The sequence below is a fragment of the Micromonospora sp. NPDC049580 genome (assembly GCF_040675595.1).
Classification (GTDB): Bacteria; Actinomycetota; Actinomycetes; order Mycobacteriales; family Micromonosporaceae; genus Micromonospora.
In genome coordinates this window covers 1-14,491 of record NZ_JBFAPG010000111.1, presented here as the reverse complement: position 1 = coordinate 14,491, position 14,491 = coordinate 1, and the positions used below count along the sequence as shown (strand labels likewise).

At 72.1% G+C, this 14,491-nt stretch carries 17 protein-coding genes; 11 read left to right on the top strand and 6 right to left on the bottom strand.

Annotated features, from left to right (window positions below):
* A partial coding sequence (locus AB0J68_RS12435) for a DUF397 domain-containing protein (RefSeq protein WP_363938248.1) occupies nt 1–190 on the bottom strand: 190 nt, incomplete at its 3' end.
* Between the two features lie 5 nt (nt 191–195).
* Nucleotides 196–1,041, bottom strand: coding sequence for a helix-turn-helix transcriptional regulator (locus tag AB0J68_RS12430; RefSeq protein WP_354860077.1), 846 nt, complete (start codon nt 1,039–1,041; stop codon nt 196–198).
* A gap of 274 nt (nt 1,042–1,315) precedes the next feature.
* Between AB0J68_RS12430 and AB0J68_RS12425 the strand changes: the two genes are divergently transcribed.
* Complete coding sequence (locus AB0J68_RS12425; protein WP_354860075.1) at nt 1,316–1,534, top strand: hypothetical protein; 219 nt, start codon at nt 1,316–1,318, stop codon at nt 1,532–1,534.
* Nucleotides 1,535–1,706: 172 nt separating this feature from the next.
* A complete protein-coding gene (locus AB0J68_RS12420; protein ID WP_363938245.1) occupies nt 1,707–2,807 on the top strand; it encodes a D-alanine--D-alanine ligase family protein in 1,101 nt (366 codons plus the stop codon).
* 49 nt (nt 2,808–2,856) lie between these two features.
* Here AB0J68_RS12420 and AB0J68_RS12415 read toward each other — a convergent pair whose 3' ends face one another.
* Entirely contained in the window at nt 2,857–3,612 is a 756-nt protein-coding gene (locus tag AB0J68_RS12415; RefSeq protein ID WP_363938242.1) for a DUF3515 family protein, read from the bottom strand.
* Nucleotides 3,613–3,846, bottom strand: coding sequence for an Lrp/AsnC ligand binding domain-containing protein (locus AB0J68_RS12410; RefSeq protein WP_007456453.1), 234 nt, complete (start codon nt 3,844–3,846; stop codon nt 3,613–3,615).
* A 96-nt stretch (nt 3,847–3,942) separates the two neighbouring features.
* Between AB0J68_RS12410 and AB0J68_RS12405 the strand changes: the two genes are divergently transcribed.
* Nucleotides 3,943–4,932 (top strand): thiamine-phosphate kinase, encoded by a 990-nt coding sequence (locus AB0J68_RS12405; RefSeq protein WP_363938239.1) that lies wholly within the window; start codon nt 3,943–3,945, stop codon nt 4,930–4,932.
* A 29-nt stretch (nt 4,933–4,961) separates the two neighbouring features.
* Nucleotides 4,962–5,423: a GNAT family N-acetyltransferase gene (locus tag AB0J68_RS12400; protein ID WP_354860064.1), complete on the top strand. Its 462-nt coding sequence runs from the start codon at nt 4,962–4,964 to the stop codon at nt 5,421–5,423.
* Between the two features lie 94 nt (nt 5,424–5,517).
* Here AB0J68_RS12400 and rpmB read toward each other — a convergent pair whose 3' ends face one another.
* Nucleotides 5,518–5,709 (bottom strand): 50S ribosomal protein L28, encoded by a 192-nt coding sequence (gene rpmB / locus AB0J68_RS12395; protein WP_007456456.1) that lies wholly within the window; start codon nt 5,707–5,709, stop codon nt 5,518–5,520.
* A gap of 275 nt (nt 5,710–5,984) precedes the next feature.
* Here rpmB and AB0J68_RS12390 point away from each other — a divergent pair, with 275 nt between their 5' ends.
* Both AB0J68_RS12390 and recG read left to right on the top strand, forming a co-directional pair.
* Entirely contained in the window at nt 5,985–7,598 is a 1,614-nt protein-coding gene (locus AB0J68_RS12390) for a DAK2 domain-containing protein (protein WP_354860062.1), read from the top strand.
* Complete coding sequence (gene recG, locus AB0J68_RS12385) at nt 7,595–9,793, top strand: ATP-dependent DNA helicase RecG (RefSeq protein WP_363938235.1); 2,199 nt, start codon at nt 7,595–7,597, stop codon at nt 9,791–9,793. The genes AB0J68_RS12390 and recG overlap by 4 nt, the downstream gene beginning before the upstream one ends.
* A gap of 149 nt (nt 9,794–9,942) precedes the next feature.
* On the opposite strand, the gene AB0J68_RS12380 is transcribed toward recG, so the two are convergent.
* Nucleotides 9,943–11,463, bottom strand: a complete 1,521-nt coding sequence (locus tag AB0J68_RS12380; protein WP_363938233.1) for a cell wall anchor protein — start codon at nt 11,461–11,463, stop codon at nt 9,943–9,945.
* 305 nt (nt 11,464–11,768) lie between these two features.
* Between AB0J68_RS12380 and rsmD the strand changes: the two genes are divergently transcribed.
* From rsmD to rpmF, 5 genes are all read left to right on the top strand, one after another.
* Entirely contained in the window at nt 11,769–12,332 is a 564-nt protein-coding gene (rsmD, locus tag AB0J68_RS12375; protein ID WP_363938230.1) for a 16S rRNA (guanine(966)-N(2))-methyltransferase RsmD, read from the top strand.
* Entirely contained in the window at nt 12,329–12,817 is a 489-nt protein-coding gene (gene coaD, locus AB0J68_RS12370; RefSeq protein ID WP_354860053.1) for a pantetheine-phosphate adenylyltransferase, read from the top strand. Before rsmD ends, coaD begins: the two co-directional genes overlap by 4 nt.
* 243 nt (nt 12,818–13,060) lie before the next feature.
* Nucleotides 13,061–13,558 (top strand): hypothetical protein, encoded by a 498-nt coding sequence (locus AB0J68_RS12365; RefSeq protein WP_234590503.1) that lies wholly within the window; start codon nt 13,061–13,063, stop codon nt 13,556–13,558.
* 110 nt (nt 13,559–13,668) lie between these two features.
* A complete protein-coding gene (locus AB0J68_RS12360) occupies nt 13,669–14,232 on the top strand; it encodes a YceD family protein (protein WP_139587729.1) in 564 nt (187 codons plus the stop codon).
* A gap of 5 nt (nt 14,233–14,237) precedes the next feature.
* Complete coding sequence (gene rpmF, locus AB0J68_RS12355; protein WP_030335284.1) at nt 14,238–14,411, top strand: 50S ribosomal protein L32; 174 nt, start codon at nt 14,238–14,240, stop codon at nt 14,409–14,411.
* Nucleotides 14,412–14,491 lie beyond the last annotated feature (80 nt).

Genomic DNA, 14,491 nt, shown 5'->3' with positions numbered 1-14,491 from the left:
GCGGGGCCTGGGCGAAGGCGGCCCAGGCCGCCGGGGGGAACAGCAGGGCCGGACCGGCCGGGTCCTTGGAGTCGCGGACGGCCACCAGCTGGGGGATCGTGGCCACCTCCACGCAGGCGCCCTCATCGCCGCTGCGGCTGCTCTTGCGCCACGCCGCCGTGGCCAACGCCGCTGTGATCGTCGGTGTCATCGGTCCTACCGTCCCTTCAGGACTGACAGGAGCATCGCCCGGCTGTCCGCCGGGCTGAGCGCCACGCTGCGCAGATGCTCCATGATCTTGGTGCAGGTACGCGTCTCGCCCGCGCGGTCGAGGATCATCTGACCGGCGACCGTCTCCACCGACGCGATGATGGGGTCCTCCGGGTCGGCGAACTCCAGGATGTGCAGCGAGCCCCGGGTGCCCCGGTGGTAACCGGCGGAGAGCGGGATCACCTGGACGGTGATGTTCGGCAGTTCGGCCATCTTGACGAGGTGCCGTAGCTGGCCGTTCATCACCGACTGGTCACCGACCGGGCGCAGCAGCGCGCCCTCGTCGATGATCGCGTCGAGGATGGGTGGAGTGTCGGCGGTGAGCCGCACCTGGCGGTCGAGTCGGACCTTGACCCGCTGCTCCACCAGCTCGTCGCCGAGGGTGTGCGGGCCGCCGCGCATCACGCCGCGGATGTAGTCCGCGGTCTGCAGCAGGCCGGGCACCACCGAGGGCTCGAAGTTGGCGATGGCGGTGGCCTCCGCCTCCAGGGCGATGAAGTCGATGGTGCGTGGGTCGAGCAGGTACGAGTACGACACCCACCAGCCCGGCTTGCGGGCGTCCTTGGCGAGCTGCACCGCGGCGGCCACCTCCTCGGAACCCACTCCGTACGAGGTGAGCAGGGCGCGCACGGTGGCCGGGTTGATCAGCGTCTGGGCGTTCTCGTAGCGGGAGAGGGTGCTGCGGGTGCTGTTGATCTCATCCGCGGCGGTCTCCAGCGTCAGCCCGGCGGCTTCCCGGTATTGACGCAGGGCGATGCCGAGTCGGCGGGCGCGGGCGGTCTTCGGGGCCATGCATCGATGGTCGCACACATTTATGGGAACGGGTACATGAGAGAAGGTGGATGAGAGTTGCATTCATGGCTGTAGACGTGTCAATCTGTCATCGCGTCCTCACCGCCGGTTGTCGTGGCGACGGTGGTGGTGAGCGACCGGAGGGGATAGGGCGCGCGGCGATCGGGTTTCTCCCCCGTACCCGATCGTCGCGTGCCGTCCGTTGCAGCCCGCCGGAAGGAGACGACGTGCATACCGGTTCGAAGTCTCTCGCCCCGCAGCGCGAGGGTCGGCGATGACCCGCTTTCTGGTCGTTCTCACCGACGTGCGTCCCGTCGAGGGCATCGACCGCAACGAACGCGTCGCTCCCGAGCGCCGCCGCCAGGTGGTCGGCGCCAGCAGCAGGGAGGCCGCCGACCGGATCGCCGGAGCCTTCATGGCGCTGGGCATGGTGCGGGCCGGGCGGCAGCGGGTGAAGGTGATCGCGGTCGGCCGCCGGCACGCCGGGGACTGACCGGCCTCGAACATTCCGTCACGCACCGTATATGCTCTGTTGACCGATTGCCGTGTCGCTTCGGGGCTCGCCGGGTATCGCCGCGCCTGATCGCCACGCACAGTAAGGTCAACCGGGTGAGCGCCACCGGCGAGCACGACCAGCCGCAGTCGCGTACGAAGAGGTGACCGGAGTGACCACCCCAGGCAAGACCCGCGTGGCGATCGTCTTCGGCGGCCGCAGCCCGGAGCACGGCATCTCCTGCGTCAGCGCCGGCAGCGTGTTCGCCGCACTCGACCCGGACGAGTACGAGGTCGTGCCGGTGGGCATCACCCGCGCCGGCCAGTGGGTGCTGACCAGCGGGGACCCCGCCCAGCTCGCCATCAACGCCCGCCAGCTCCCGGAGATCACCGCCGAGTCCGGCGAGGACATCGTGCTGCGCGCCGACCCGACCGGGAACGGGCTGATGGTGCTCGACCCGACCGAGGGCCCCCGGGCGCTGGCCGACGTGGACGTGGTCTTCCCGGTCCTGCACGGCACGTACGGCGAGGACGGCACCATCCAGGGCATGCTGGAGATGGCCGGCATCCCCTATGTGGGGGCGAACGTGTTCGCCTCCGCCGCCGCCATGGACAAGGAGTTCACCAAGAAGCTCTGCGCGGTCGAGGGCATCCCGGTCGGCACGTACGCGGTGCTGCGTAACGGGATGACGCTGAGCGAGCAGGACAAGGAGCGGCTCGGACTGCCGGTCTTCGTCAAGCCGTCCCGCGCCGGCTCGTCGTTCGGCATCACCCGTGTCACCGACTGGGCCGAGCTGGACACTGCGGTCGCCACTGCCCGGCAGTTCGACCCGAAGGTCATCATCGAGGCCGCGATCGTCGGCCGCGAGATCGAGTGCGGCGTGCTGGAGGGCGAGGCAGGCGGTGCCCCCGAGGCGTCCGTGCTGGCCGAGGTGCGGGTCGTCGCCGACCACGACTTCTACGACTTCGAGGCCAAGTACCTCGACGACTCCTGCGAGTACGACATCCCGGCCGGCCTGCCGGACCGGGTGACCCGCCAGGTGCAGGAGTACGCCGTCCGCGCGTTCTCCGCGCTGGACTGCGCCGGCCTGGCCCGGGCCGACTTCTTCGTCACCCCCGAGCTGGACGTCTACCTCAACGAGATCAACACGATGCCCGGGTTCACCCCGACGTCGATGTTCCCCCGGATGTGGGCTGCCTCCGGCCTGGAGTATCCCAAGCTGGTCAACCGGCTGATCCGTACCGCCCAGCGGCGCGGCGTCGGCCTGCACTGAGCAGCCGGCCCCGACGCGCGGCCCGCCGTACGGGCCGCGCGTCAGCGGATCAGCGCTGGCAGCCGGCGGGGATGGCGCCGCCCGAAGGCACCGACGCCACGATCGCGCTGGAGATCGGCGAAACCCACTGCAGCGGTTGCTCGTACCTGCGTGGGATGCGAACGGTGACCGGCGTCTCCCGGTCGACAGTGGTGAGCACGGTCACGTCGGTCTCCTCGACGGGGTGCCAGCAGACCCGGTTGACCGTCCAGACCTCGTCGGTGGCCGGGACGGTCGGCTCGGCGCCCCCGCAGGCCACGGTGAGCGCGGGGTCGCCGTACGCGGCGTTCTGCTCCGGACCCGCCGTGACCGGGCGCTGGGCCAGGTCACGGATGGTCTGCGGCAGCTGGGAGAGCAGCGCGCGGCAGACCGTGGCCGGACGCGCGGCCAGCGCCGGGGCGGCCATCTCGACCGGAGCGGTGGACTGCGCCCGTGCGGTGCTCGCCGAGGGGCTCGGCGCGGCGGCGGGCGTGTCCGGGGCGAGCTTGGCGAAGGCCAGCACGGCCACCAGCAGCGTGATCGGCAGCGCGATCAACGTGGCCAGCAGGGCGGCGCCCCGGATGGTCCGGTCCCGGCCGGCCGGCGCGTCGGCGCCCGGGTCGGCGCTGTCGCGGATACCGTCAGCCGGCTCGGGCGTCCCGTCGACCGGCTCACGCGTCCCGTCAGCCGGCTCGGGCGTCCCGTCGGCCGGCTCACGCGTCCCGTCAGCCGGCTCGTGCTTCCCGTCGTCGTCCAGAGCAGCCGAGGAGGTCGTCATCTCGTCCACTTACAGCCGCACCACCGAACACGTGAGGGTGCGCGTGATGCCGGGCACCATCTGCACCTTGCTGACGATGAGTTTGCCGAGCTCGTCGACGGTGTTCGCCTCGGTGAGGACGACCACGTCGTACGGCCCGGTGACGGCGTCGACGCGTACCACGCCGGCGATGTCCGCGATGAGACCCGCCACGTCACGTGCGCGGCCGACCTCGGTCTGGATGAGGATGTACGCCTGTACCACGACTCGACCTCCGTCCGTCGCCGCCCGGGAGCGGCCCGAAGGGTGAAACTACCTTACGGACCAGGTCTGATCCCTATCGGTGGTCAAGGAGCAGCGGTGAGCGAGCGCGGCGGTGCCGGGCGGTACGGGCCGAACGCCGGCGGTGGCGCCAGCGTGGCCGGGATCGGCGAGTTCGGGCTGATCGGGCGGATCACCGCCCGGTTGGCGATGGGCCCGACGACCCTGCTCGGCCCGGGTGACGACGCGGCGGTGGTGGCCGCGCCGGACGGCCGGGTGGTCGCCTGCACGGACGTGCTGGTCGACGGGCGGCACTTCCGGCGGGACTGGTGCTCGGCGCGCGACGTCGGTCACCGGGCCGCGGCGGCCAACCTGGCTGACGTCGTGGCGATGGGCGCCACCCCGACCGCTCTGCTGGTCGCCCTCTGCATGCCCGCCGACCTGGAGACGAGCTGGGCGGAGGGCCTGGCCGACGGGTTGGCCGCGGAGGCCGCCACGGTCGGCGCGAGCGTGGTCGGCGGGGACATGTCGGCGAGCCCCACCCTGACCATCGCGGTCACCGCGCTGGGTGACCTCGGCGGCCGGGCGCCCGTGGTGCGCTCCGGCGCCCGCCCCGGGGACGTGCTGGCCCTGGCCGGCCGCATCGGGTACGCGGCGGCCGGGCTGACCGTGCTCACCCGGGGCTTTCGCACCCCCCGGCTGCTGGTCGAGGCGTACCGACGGCCGCAGGTCGCCTACCCGGCCGGGCCGCAGGCCGCCCAGCTCGGCGCGACCTCGATGATCGACGTCTCGGACGGGCTCCTCGCCGATCTCGGGCACGTGGCGCAGGCCAGCGGTGTGGCGATCGACGTGCGCCGCGACGCGTTCGAGGTGCCCCGGCAGATGGCCGACGCCGCGCGGGCGCTCGGCGTCGACCCGTACACCTGGATTTTGGCCGGTGGCGAGGACCACGCGCTGGCCGCGACCTTCCCCGCGACGGTGGCGTTGCCGCCGGAGTGGCGGCCCATCGGCCTGGTCACGGAGGGTGCCGGAGTGACTGTCGACGGCGGCGCCTACGACGGGCCGCGGGGCTGGGACCACTTCCGGTGACGCCGCGCGCCAGCCGTATCCTGAACACCGTGAGTGAGATCGAGATCCGAGTGGTGCGGTTCGACGCGCCGGTGGCGCAGCAGTTGATCCGGGCCGCGCTGGCCGACCTCGGTGCCCGCTACGGAGGCACCGGCGACGACACCCCGGTCGCCGCGAGCGAGTTCGAGCCGCCGGACGGCGCGTTCCTCGTCGCCTACCTGGCCGGTGAGCCGGTCGGCTGCGGTGGCTGGCGCAGCCACGGTGCGGACACCGCCGAGCTGAAGCGGATGTACACCGCCCCGGCGGCCCGCGGTCGCGGCGTGGCGCGGACGGTCCTCGCGGCCGTCGAGCGCTCGGCCCGCGAGCAGGGCCGCAAGCGGATGGTCCTGGAGTGCGGTGACAAACAGCCCGAGGCGATCGCCATGTACGTGTCCGCCGGTTATGACCGGATCCCGAACTTCGGCTTCTACAAGGACGCGGAGGGCTGCCTCTCCTTCGGCCGCACGCTCTGAGCGGTCGCCGCCCACCCGGGGGCGGACACGACAGAGCCGGCGGACCGCAGGGGGCCGCCGGCTGAGCCGAACGAGAAGAGTTGGTGCTGCCGCGTCAGGCGCGGGTGACCTTGCCGGCCTTGATGCACGAGGTGCAGACCTGCAACTTCTTGGTGTTGCCGCCACCGGCCGGGGTACGCACCGACTGGATGTTCGGGTTCCAGCGGCGGTTGGTCCGCCGGTGCGAGTGGGACACGTTGTGGCCGAAGCCCGGTCCCTTGCCACAGACGTCGCACACGCTAGCCACGGGATACTCCTGGGATTGAAACGTTCATGAGGTCGCCGGCAGGCGCTGCCCGGGCAACCTGGTCAGGTTACCCGATGACCCGCCGACCCGGCCAACCGGCCCGGTCGGGCGGTCGTGCACGGCCCGGCCCGGGCCTGCTGGTGGGCCGGTGGGCCGGCCCGGCGGCAACCGTACCGGAGGCGTCGACCCGGCCCGGGAGCGCCGTCGGACCGGGCGCGGACGGACACGCCGGACGAGTCCGACGCGTGTCGGTGCGCAACAGTAGGCTTCTGGCCGTGCTGGACACCCTCGACGCCGCCGCGGTCCGCCGCTGGTGTGCGAGCGGGCTGGCCGCGCTCAAGCGCCACCAGGGCGAGATCGACGAGCTCAACGTCTTTCCGGTGCCCGACGGTGACACCGGCACCAACCTGGTGCTCACCCTCACCTCGGCCCAGCAGGCCCTGTCGATGGACCTGGACACCCTCCCCGACAGCGGCCCCACCGCCCACGGGCACGCGCTGCGGCTGATGGCACAGGGCGCGCTGCTCGGCGCCCGGGGCAACTCGGGGGTCATCCTCTCGCAGATCCTGCGCGGCTTCGCCGACGCCGTCGTGGCCGTGCCGGTGGTGCGCGGGCAGGCCCTGGCCGTCGCGCTGCGGGCCGCGACCGCCGCCGCGTACACGGCGGTCGGCCGTCCCGTGGAGGGCACCCTGCTCACCGTCGTCGCCGCGGCCGCCACCGGGGCCGAGCAGGTGGGCGGCGACGACCTGCCCGCGGTGGCCCGCGGCGCGGCGCGGGCGGCGGCCGAGGCCCTGGCCCGTACGCCCGAGCAGCTGCCGGCCCTGGCCCGCGCGGGGGTCGTCGACGCGGGCGGGCGGGGGCTCTGCGTCCTGCTCGACGCCCTGGTCGAGGTGCTCACCGGGGAGGGCGCCACCGGGCTCGCGCCGCCGCCGCGCACCGCCCGCCCGGCGGCCACAGTCGCGCGGGAGACCGGCTCCGAGGAGTACGCCTACGAGGTGCAGTTCCTGCTCGACGCCCACGCCGACGCGGTGGCCGTGCTGCGCCGGACCCTGGAGGCGCTGGGTGACTCGCTGGTCGTCGTCGGTGACGGGCGTGAGCCGGGCGGCACCTGGAACGTGCACGTGCACGTCAACGACGTGGGCGCGGCGGTCGAGGCGGGGGTCGCCGCCGGCCGCCCGTACCGGATCTCGGTGACCCGCTTCGCCGACCAGCCGGAGCCGTCGGCCGGCCCGACCGAGGACGGTCGGGCCGCCGTGGTGGTGGCCACCGGCCGCGGGATCGCGGAGCTGTTCGCCGCCGAGGGCGCGACTGTGGTGCCCGGCAACCCGTCCACGGGTGAGCTGCTGGACGCCGTGCGCAGCACCCGGGCGGCCCGGGTGGTGGTGCTGCCCAACGACCCCAACACGGAGGCGGTCGCGAGCGCGGCGGCCCGCGAGGCGCACCGGCACGGCATCAAGGTGAGCGTGGTGCCGACCCGTTCGCCGGTGCAGGCCCTCGCCGCCCTGGCGGTCCGCGACGGCACCCGCCGCTTCGAGGACGACGTGATCGCGATGGCCGAGGCGGCCGGCGCCTGCCGCTACGCCGAGGTCTGCCACGCCAGTCGGGAGGCGCTGACGGTCGCCGGCCCGTGCCGCCCCGGTGACGTGCTGGCGCTGGTCGAGGGGGAGGTGCACCTGATCGGCACCGACCTCACCGACACCTGCGCCGCAGTGGTCGACCGGATGCTCGGCGGCGGCGGGGAGCTGGTCACCCTGCTGGCCGGGGTGGACGCCCCCGCCGGGCTCACCGATGCCGTCCGCGCGCACGTCGCGCGGCGCTGGCCGTTCGTCGAGGTGCAGGCGTACCCGGGCGGCCAGCCGTTCTATCCGCTTTTGGTGGGGGTCGAATGAGCGAGCCGGCCACGGTGGACACCCCGTTGAAGAAGCTCGTCGGGGACAAGACGGCCAAGGCGTTGGCCGCCCACCTCGACCTGCACACCGCGGGGGACCTGATCTACCACTTCCCGCGTCGCTACGACGAGCGCGGCGAGCACACCGACATCCGGTCGCTGGACGTCGGTGAGCAGGTCACCGTGCTGGCCCAGGTGCAGCGCACCACCGTACGGCCGATGCGCCAGCGCCGGGGCAACCTGCTGGAGGTGACCGTCGGCGACGGCTCCGGCGGCCTGCTGACGCTGACGTTCTTCGGCAACCAGGCGTGGCGCGAACGGGAGCTGCGTCCGGGCCGGTGGGGGCTGTTCGCCGGCAAGGTCACCGAGTTCCGGAGCAAACGCCAGCTCAACGGCCCGGAGTACGTGCTGCTCGGCGAGGGCGGCGAGGGCGAGGCGGCGGTCAGCGACGAGATCGAGGAGTTCGCCGGCGCGCTGATCCCCGTGTACCCGGCGGCGGCGGCCGTCCCGACCTGGGTGATCGCCCGCTGCGTACGGGTCGTGCTGGACACGTTCACCCCGCCGGAGGATCCGCTGCCGTCCTCCGTCCGCGCCAGCCGCAACCTCGTCGACCTGGGCCCCGCGCTGCGGGAGATCCACCGGCCGTCCACCAAGGAGGCGCTGCACCGGGCGCGGCGACGACTCAAGTGGGACGAGGCGTTCGCCGTCCAGCTGACGCTGGTGCAGCGCAAGCACCGGGCCGCCGACTGGCCGGCCCGGCCCCGCCCACCACGCACGGGTGGGCTGCTGGACGCCTTCGACGCCCGACTGCCGTACGAGCTGACGGCCGGTCAGCGCGAGGTCGGCGTGGAGATCGCCACCGACCTGGCGGCCGCGCATCCGATGCACCGGTTGTTGCAGGGCGAGGTCGGCTCGGGCAAGACGGTGGTGGCGTTGCGGGCCATGCTCCAGGTGGTCGACGCGGGCGGGCAGGCCGCGTTGCTGGCCCCCACCGAGGTGCTGGCCGCGCAGCACCACCGGGGCATGCTCGACCTGCTCGGGCCCCTCGGGCGGGCCGGTGAGCTGGATTCCGCCGAGCACGCGACCCGGGTGGAGCTGGTCACCGGCTCGCTAAGCGCGGCAGCCCGCCGACGGGCGCTCGGCGAGGTGGCCAGCGGCAACGCCGGCATCGTGCTCGGCACCCACGCGCTGCTCTACGAGGGGGTGGACTTCGCCGACCTGGGCCTCGTGGTGGTCGACGAGCAGCACCGCTTCGGCGTGGAGCAGCGCGACGCGCTGCGCGCCAAGGCCGACCAGCCGCCGCACACGCTGGTGATGACTGCCACCCCGATCCCGCGCACGGTGGCGATGACCGTCTACGGCGACCTGGAGGTGTCCACTCTCTCCCAGCTGCCCCGGGGCCGGTCGCCGATCGCCTCGCACGTGGTGCCGGCCGCCGAGAAGCCGGCCTTCCTCGACCGGGCGTGGCGCCGGCTGCGCGAGGAGGTGGCCGCCGGCCACCAGGCGTACGTGGTGTGCCCGCGAATCGGTGACGGCCCGACGTCCGACGAGGAGCCGCCACCCGAGGACGACAACGGCCGCCGGCCGCCCCTCGCCGTGACCGAGGTGGCCCCGCTGCTGGCCGAGGGGCCGCTGCACGGGCTGCGGATCGGGGTCCTGCACGGTCGGCTGCCCGCCGACGAGAAGGACGCGGTGATGCGTTCCTTCGCGGCCGGTGACCTGGACGTGCTGGTGGCGACCACCGTGATCGAGGTCGGCGTCGACGTGCCGAACGCCACCGTGATGATCGTGCTGGACGCCGACCGTTTCGGTGTCTCCCAACTGCACCAGCTGCGTGGTCGGGTCGGCCGGGGTGCCGCCGCCGGGCTCTGCCTGCTGGTCAGCGAGGCCGCCGAGGGCTCGTCGGCGCGGGAACGGCTGGACGCGGTGGCGTCCACCAGCGACGGCTTCAAGCTCGCCGAGCTGGATCTGGAGCAACGCCGCGAGGGTGACGTGCTGGGCGCCACCCAGTCCGGGCACCGCTCGCACCTGCGCCTGCTGTCCCTGCGACGCGACGCCGACCTGATCCGCGACGCCCGTGCCGAGGCGATCACCCTGGTCGAGGAGGACCCGGAGCTGATCCGCAACCCGGCGCTGGCCGCGTCGGTCGCCGCGCTCGTCGACGAGGACCGCGCGGAGTACCTGGAGAAGGGCTGAGCGCTCCTCGCTGACCGGTTTCGCGGAAACCGGGGTGTCCCGACCACGGTGACACCCCGGTTTTCTGGTTTCCGAGCCGATCTCCTGCACAGACCGAGGGCGCGCCGCCCGGGTGGTCGACGCGCCCTCGGGCTTCAGCGCAGGTCAGGTCAGGCGGTGAAGGTCACCCGACGCCGACGGGCGATGACGAAGAGCACCGCGCCCGCGATCAGCAGGGCGATCGCGCCGGCGGCGATGCCGCCCGCCGCCGCACCGGTGACCGGGAGGCCCGGCTCGTCCTCGCCGCCGCCGCCCGAGCCACCGCAGTCGCCCTCCGGCGCGTAGGCCGCCTGCAGCTCGAGGTCCAGGTCAGGCAGGGCGACCAGAGCGGTCTCGGACTTGCCGACCTTGAAGGTCACCGTCTCCGACGAGTCCGCCGCGACCGTACGGGTCTCGGTCTTGTCGCCGTAGGTGAACGTCGCCTTGACCGGCATGCCGCCCTTGGGGTTGGTCACGGTGAGGGCGAACTCCTTGCAGTCGGCCTTGGTGGTGACGGCCGGCAGCGGGCAGTCCTCGGGGCGTGCCCACGAGTACGTCCCGTTCTCGATGACCTTGCCGTCGACCAGCACCTCGATCTTGCCGGCGTCGGCGGCGGGCACCACGATGCTGCTGTCGGCCTTACCCGGCGCGACGGAGACCTTCTTGGTGAAGCCGTTCTCGCCCTTGACCTCGAACTCGACGGCGTACTTGCTGATCTTGCCGTCGTTGCTCAGCGAGACGGCGACCGAACCGTCGCAGTTGGACGCGAAGGTCGAGGCCGGGGTGGCGCAGCTCTTGCTGCCGCCGTTGTACCAGCCCTGCGGGCCCTTGGAGCGGTTGCCCGGGGCGCCCGGCGAACCGAGCTTCTTGTTGTCGTAGCGCTTGCCGCCGTCGACGATCTCGTCGATGACCTGGTCCTCGCCGCCCCAGATGAGGTCGACCTGGGTGTGGCAGTCCGGGATCTCGACGTTCAGCGTGATCTCGGTCTGCTTGGCGCTGACGAAGTCGCTGTCCGGCGTGCCGTACACGTACTGCGGGGTAGCGAACTGCGGCCGGGGCGCGAAGTACGACACCAGCGTGAAGTACTGCTTGCCGTCGCCGCAGAGCGGCAGGTCACCGTCGAGCTTGACGGTGGCGGTGCCCTTCGGACCGTCGAACGTGTGGCTGTACGTGGCCTTGTCGAGCTCGACGCACTTGGGCGCCGGCGTGCAGGCGTTGTCGGCGGCCAGGTTGATGCTGCCGTCGTTGATGTTTTTCTCGGTCTTCTTGCCCTCCTTGTACCACCGGGCGTCCACCGTCAGCTTGGCGCTGGTGGTGTTGCCGGGCACGCGCTGGGTGGCCAGCACGAAGGAGCCCTCGGGGGTGACCCAGCCCTGCAGCGGGACGGTCTTCCCGTCCTCCATGGTCACGGTCACCGGGGTGTTCGGCTCGGCGGTCACCTTGCGGAGCGTCGCGCCCTTGTTGACCTCGCTGTTCACCACCTTCCACGTGATCACGCGCTCACCGGTCTGCCGGTCGCAGCTGGCGGTGGCGGTGATCGTGTTGTGGTGTGCGCTGGCTGGGGTGGCTACCGCGGCGACCCCGGTGAGGCCGACGAGGGCGGCTCCCAGGATGGCCAGCGGTCGCCGGAGCGACAGCTTGGGACGGATCACGGGTACTCCTGGAGTGCTGAAGCGTTGGGGGTGTGGCACGAGAGTGACAGTGGACGGTCGCTGCACGTCCGATCGGAGAGGCGCCCTCCCGAGCCGTGGGCCGGCGGGTTGGCCGTCGGCACCCGGCAGACCCTAGCGATATCGCCGCGCGTGATACAGCGCTCAGGATTTGCTAAGACTGATGTTATGAACTTGAGATCATTGATATACGAGAAGTGATCACGTGATTCTCCTGGCGGTACCGACCGTGTCGAGAGCGGCCCCGAAGGGTCGCGTAGCGTCGGGGTCATGAGCAGGAGGAAACGGTGACCCGGATCGTGGCCGGGACGCTCGGTGGCCGGCGGATCGCCGCGCCGCCCGGCGCCGGCACCCGACCCACGTCCGACCGGGTCCGGGAGGCGCTGTTCAGCGCCGTCGAGTCCGAGGTCGACCTCGACGGCGCCCGCTTCGCCGACCTGTACGCCGGATCCGGCGCGGTCGGGCTGGAGGCGCTGTCCCGGGGCGCCCGACACGTCCTGCTGGTCGAGTCCGATCCGCGGGCGGCCCGGGTGATCCGGGAGAACGTGGCGACCCTGGGGGCCGGCCCGGCCGTACGGCTGGTCGCCGGCAAGGTGGCGACCGTGCTGGCCGCCGGCCCGGACGGCGGGCCGTACGACGTGGTCTTCGCCGACCCGCCCTACGCCGTGCCGGACGCGGAGATCACCGCGCTGCTGACGACGCTTGTCGACGGCGGCTGGCTGGCGCCCGACGCGCTGGTGGTGGTGGAGCGGTCCCGCCGCACCAGGCAGTTCGAGTGGGTGGAGGGGATCACCCCCGAGCGCAGTCGCCGGTACGGCGAGACCACCCTTTGGTACGGTCGCCGATCATGAGACGTGCGGTGTGTCCCGGCTCGTTCGACCCGGTCACCAACGGACACCTCGACATCATCGGCCGCGCGAGCCGGCTGTTCGATGAGGTGATCGTCGGCGTGCTGATCAACCAGTCGAAGAGCGGCCTGTTCACCGTCGAAGAACGGATCGAGATGCTCCGCGAGGTGACCGCCTCGTACGGCAACGTGCGGGTCGAGTCCTTCCGGGGGCTGCTCGTCGACTTCTGCCGCGCCCAGCAGGCGAGCGTGCTGATCAAGGGGCTGCGGGCGGTCAGCGACTTCGACTACGAGTTGCAGATGGCCCAGATGAACATCGGGCTGGCCGGGGTCGAGACGCTCTTCATGCCGACCAACCCGCTCTACTCGTTCCTCTCCTCCAGCCTCGTCAAGGACGTGGCCAAGTGGGGCGGCGACATCTCCGCCCACGTCCCGGACCCGGTCCGCGAGGCCCTCCAGTCCCGCCTGGGCCCCCCGCCCCTGACCTGACCCGGCCGATCTCGCACGTACCGTTCCCGGTTCGCCCCCTTTCGCGCTGCTTTGCCGCCACCGAAAGCGCAAGGTCGGCGCGGGGGAGGGAGTGCGGGGGGCGGGGAGTGACCATGTCGCGACTCGCCGGGTTGGGGTGAGTGGGGCGGCGGTGGGGCGGGCACGACATGATTGGTCGAGCAGGAACCCGGCCGTGGCCCGCATCATGGAGGTCGGCCGACGAACGACAGGAGTGAGGTACCGGTGGACCCGCTCGATCGCATCGACGAACTGATCGCCATGGTGGAGCAGGCGCGCTCCGTCCCGATGTCGCGCAACAACTGCATGGTCGACCGGGGCGAGATGATCGCCGCCCTGGACGAGATGCGCGCCGACCTCCCCGCCGACCTGCGTCGAGCCGCCGCGCTCCTGGAGGAGCGCGACAAGATCATGGACGCCGGCAAGCGCGAGGCGGACCGGATCATCAGCGAGGGTGAGGCAGAACACGCCCGCCTCGTCTCCGTGAACGAGATCACCGTATCGGCCGAGCACGAGGGCGCCCGGATCATCGCCGAGGCCCGCGCCGAGGCGCAGCGCCTGCGCGAGGAGGTCGACGACTACGTCGACACCGCGCTGGCCAACTTCGAACAGTTCCTCACCCGGGCTCTCGCCTCGATAGAGCGGGGCCGCGACAAGATGCACGCGCTGCGGGAGATCGGCACCTTCGGTGGGGATGAGGCGGAACGCCCGCTACCCTTCTGAGCGGCACTTCACCAGCCGACATTCTCGCCACAGGCGTCCCCCCGGTTCGACGGTCCGGCGGTCGCCCAGGTAACCTTTTTTGTCGGCCTCTCACCGGCCGGAGTCTGACTATGCCCAAGCACTCGCCATCGACACTCGACCCCAGGTCGCCGCTGGTCCTCGACACGAGGGACCTGCCGCGTCGCCCTGGCGCGTTGCGTGAGGTCCAGCGGGTCGTGCCGGCACCGACGGACCTCGGTGTGGAGTTGATCGGCGTGCCGGAGGGCGCGGACCTTGACCTCGATCTGAGGTTGCAGTCGGTGTCCGAGGGTGTGCTCGTCTCCGGGACCATCACCGGTCCCATCCGGGGCGAGTGCGGGCGTTGCCTGCGCGAGATCAACGAATCGATGGCCGTGACGATCCAGGAGCTGTACGCGTACGAGAACAGCACCACGGACGCCACGACCGACGAGGACGAGGTGGGCCGGATGCAGGGCGATCTGATCGACCTGGAGCCGGCGCTGCGGGACGCGTTGGTGCTCACGCTGCCGACCAACCCGCTCTGCCGGGAGGACTGCCCTGGACTGTGCCCCGAATGCGGGGCGCACTGGGACGATCTGCCGGCCGACCACAGTCACCAGCAGATCGACCCGCGTTGGGCGGGCCTGTCGCAACTGACCCGTACAGAGGAGTAAGAACCGTGGCCGTCCCCAAGCGCAAGATGTCGCGCAGCAACACCCGGTCCCGCCGGGCGAACTGGAAGGCGACCGTGGTCGCGACCGTCGCGTGCCCGCAGTGCAAGTCCCCGAAGCTGCCGCACGCCGCCTGCTCCGTCTGCGGCACCTACAACGGCCGCCAGGTTCTCGAGGTCTGACCTGGACGCCGAGTGACGCCCCCGACCCCAGGTCGGGCGGCGCGCGCACCCTGGCAAACGCCCGGTGCCCCGGCTCCCTC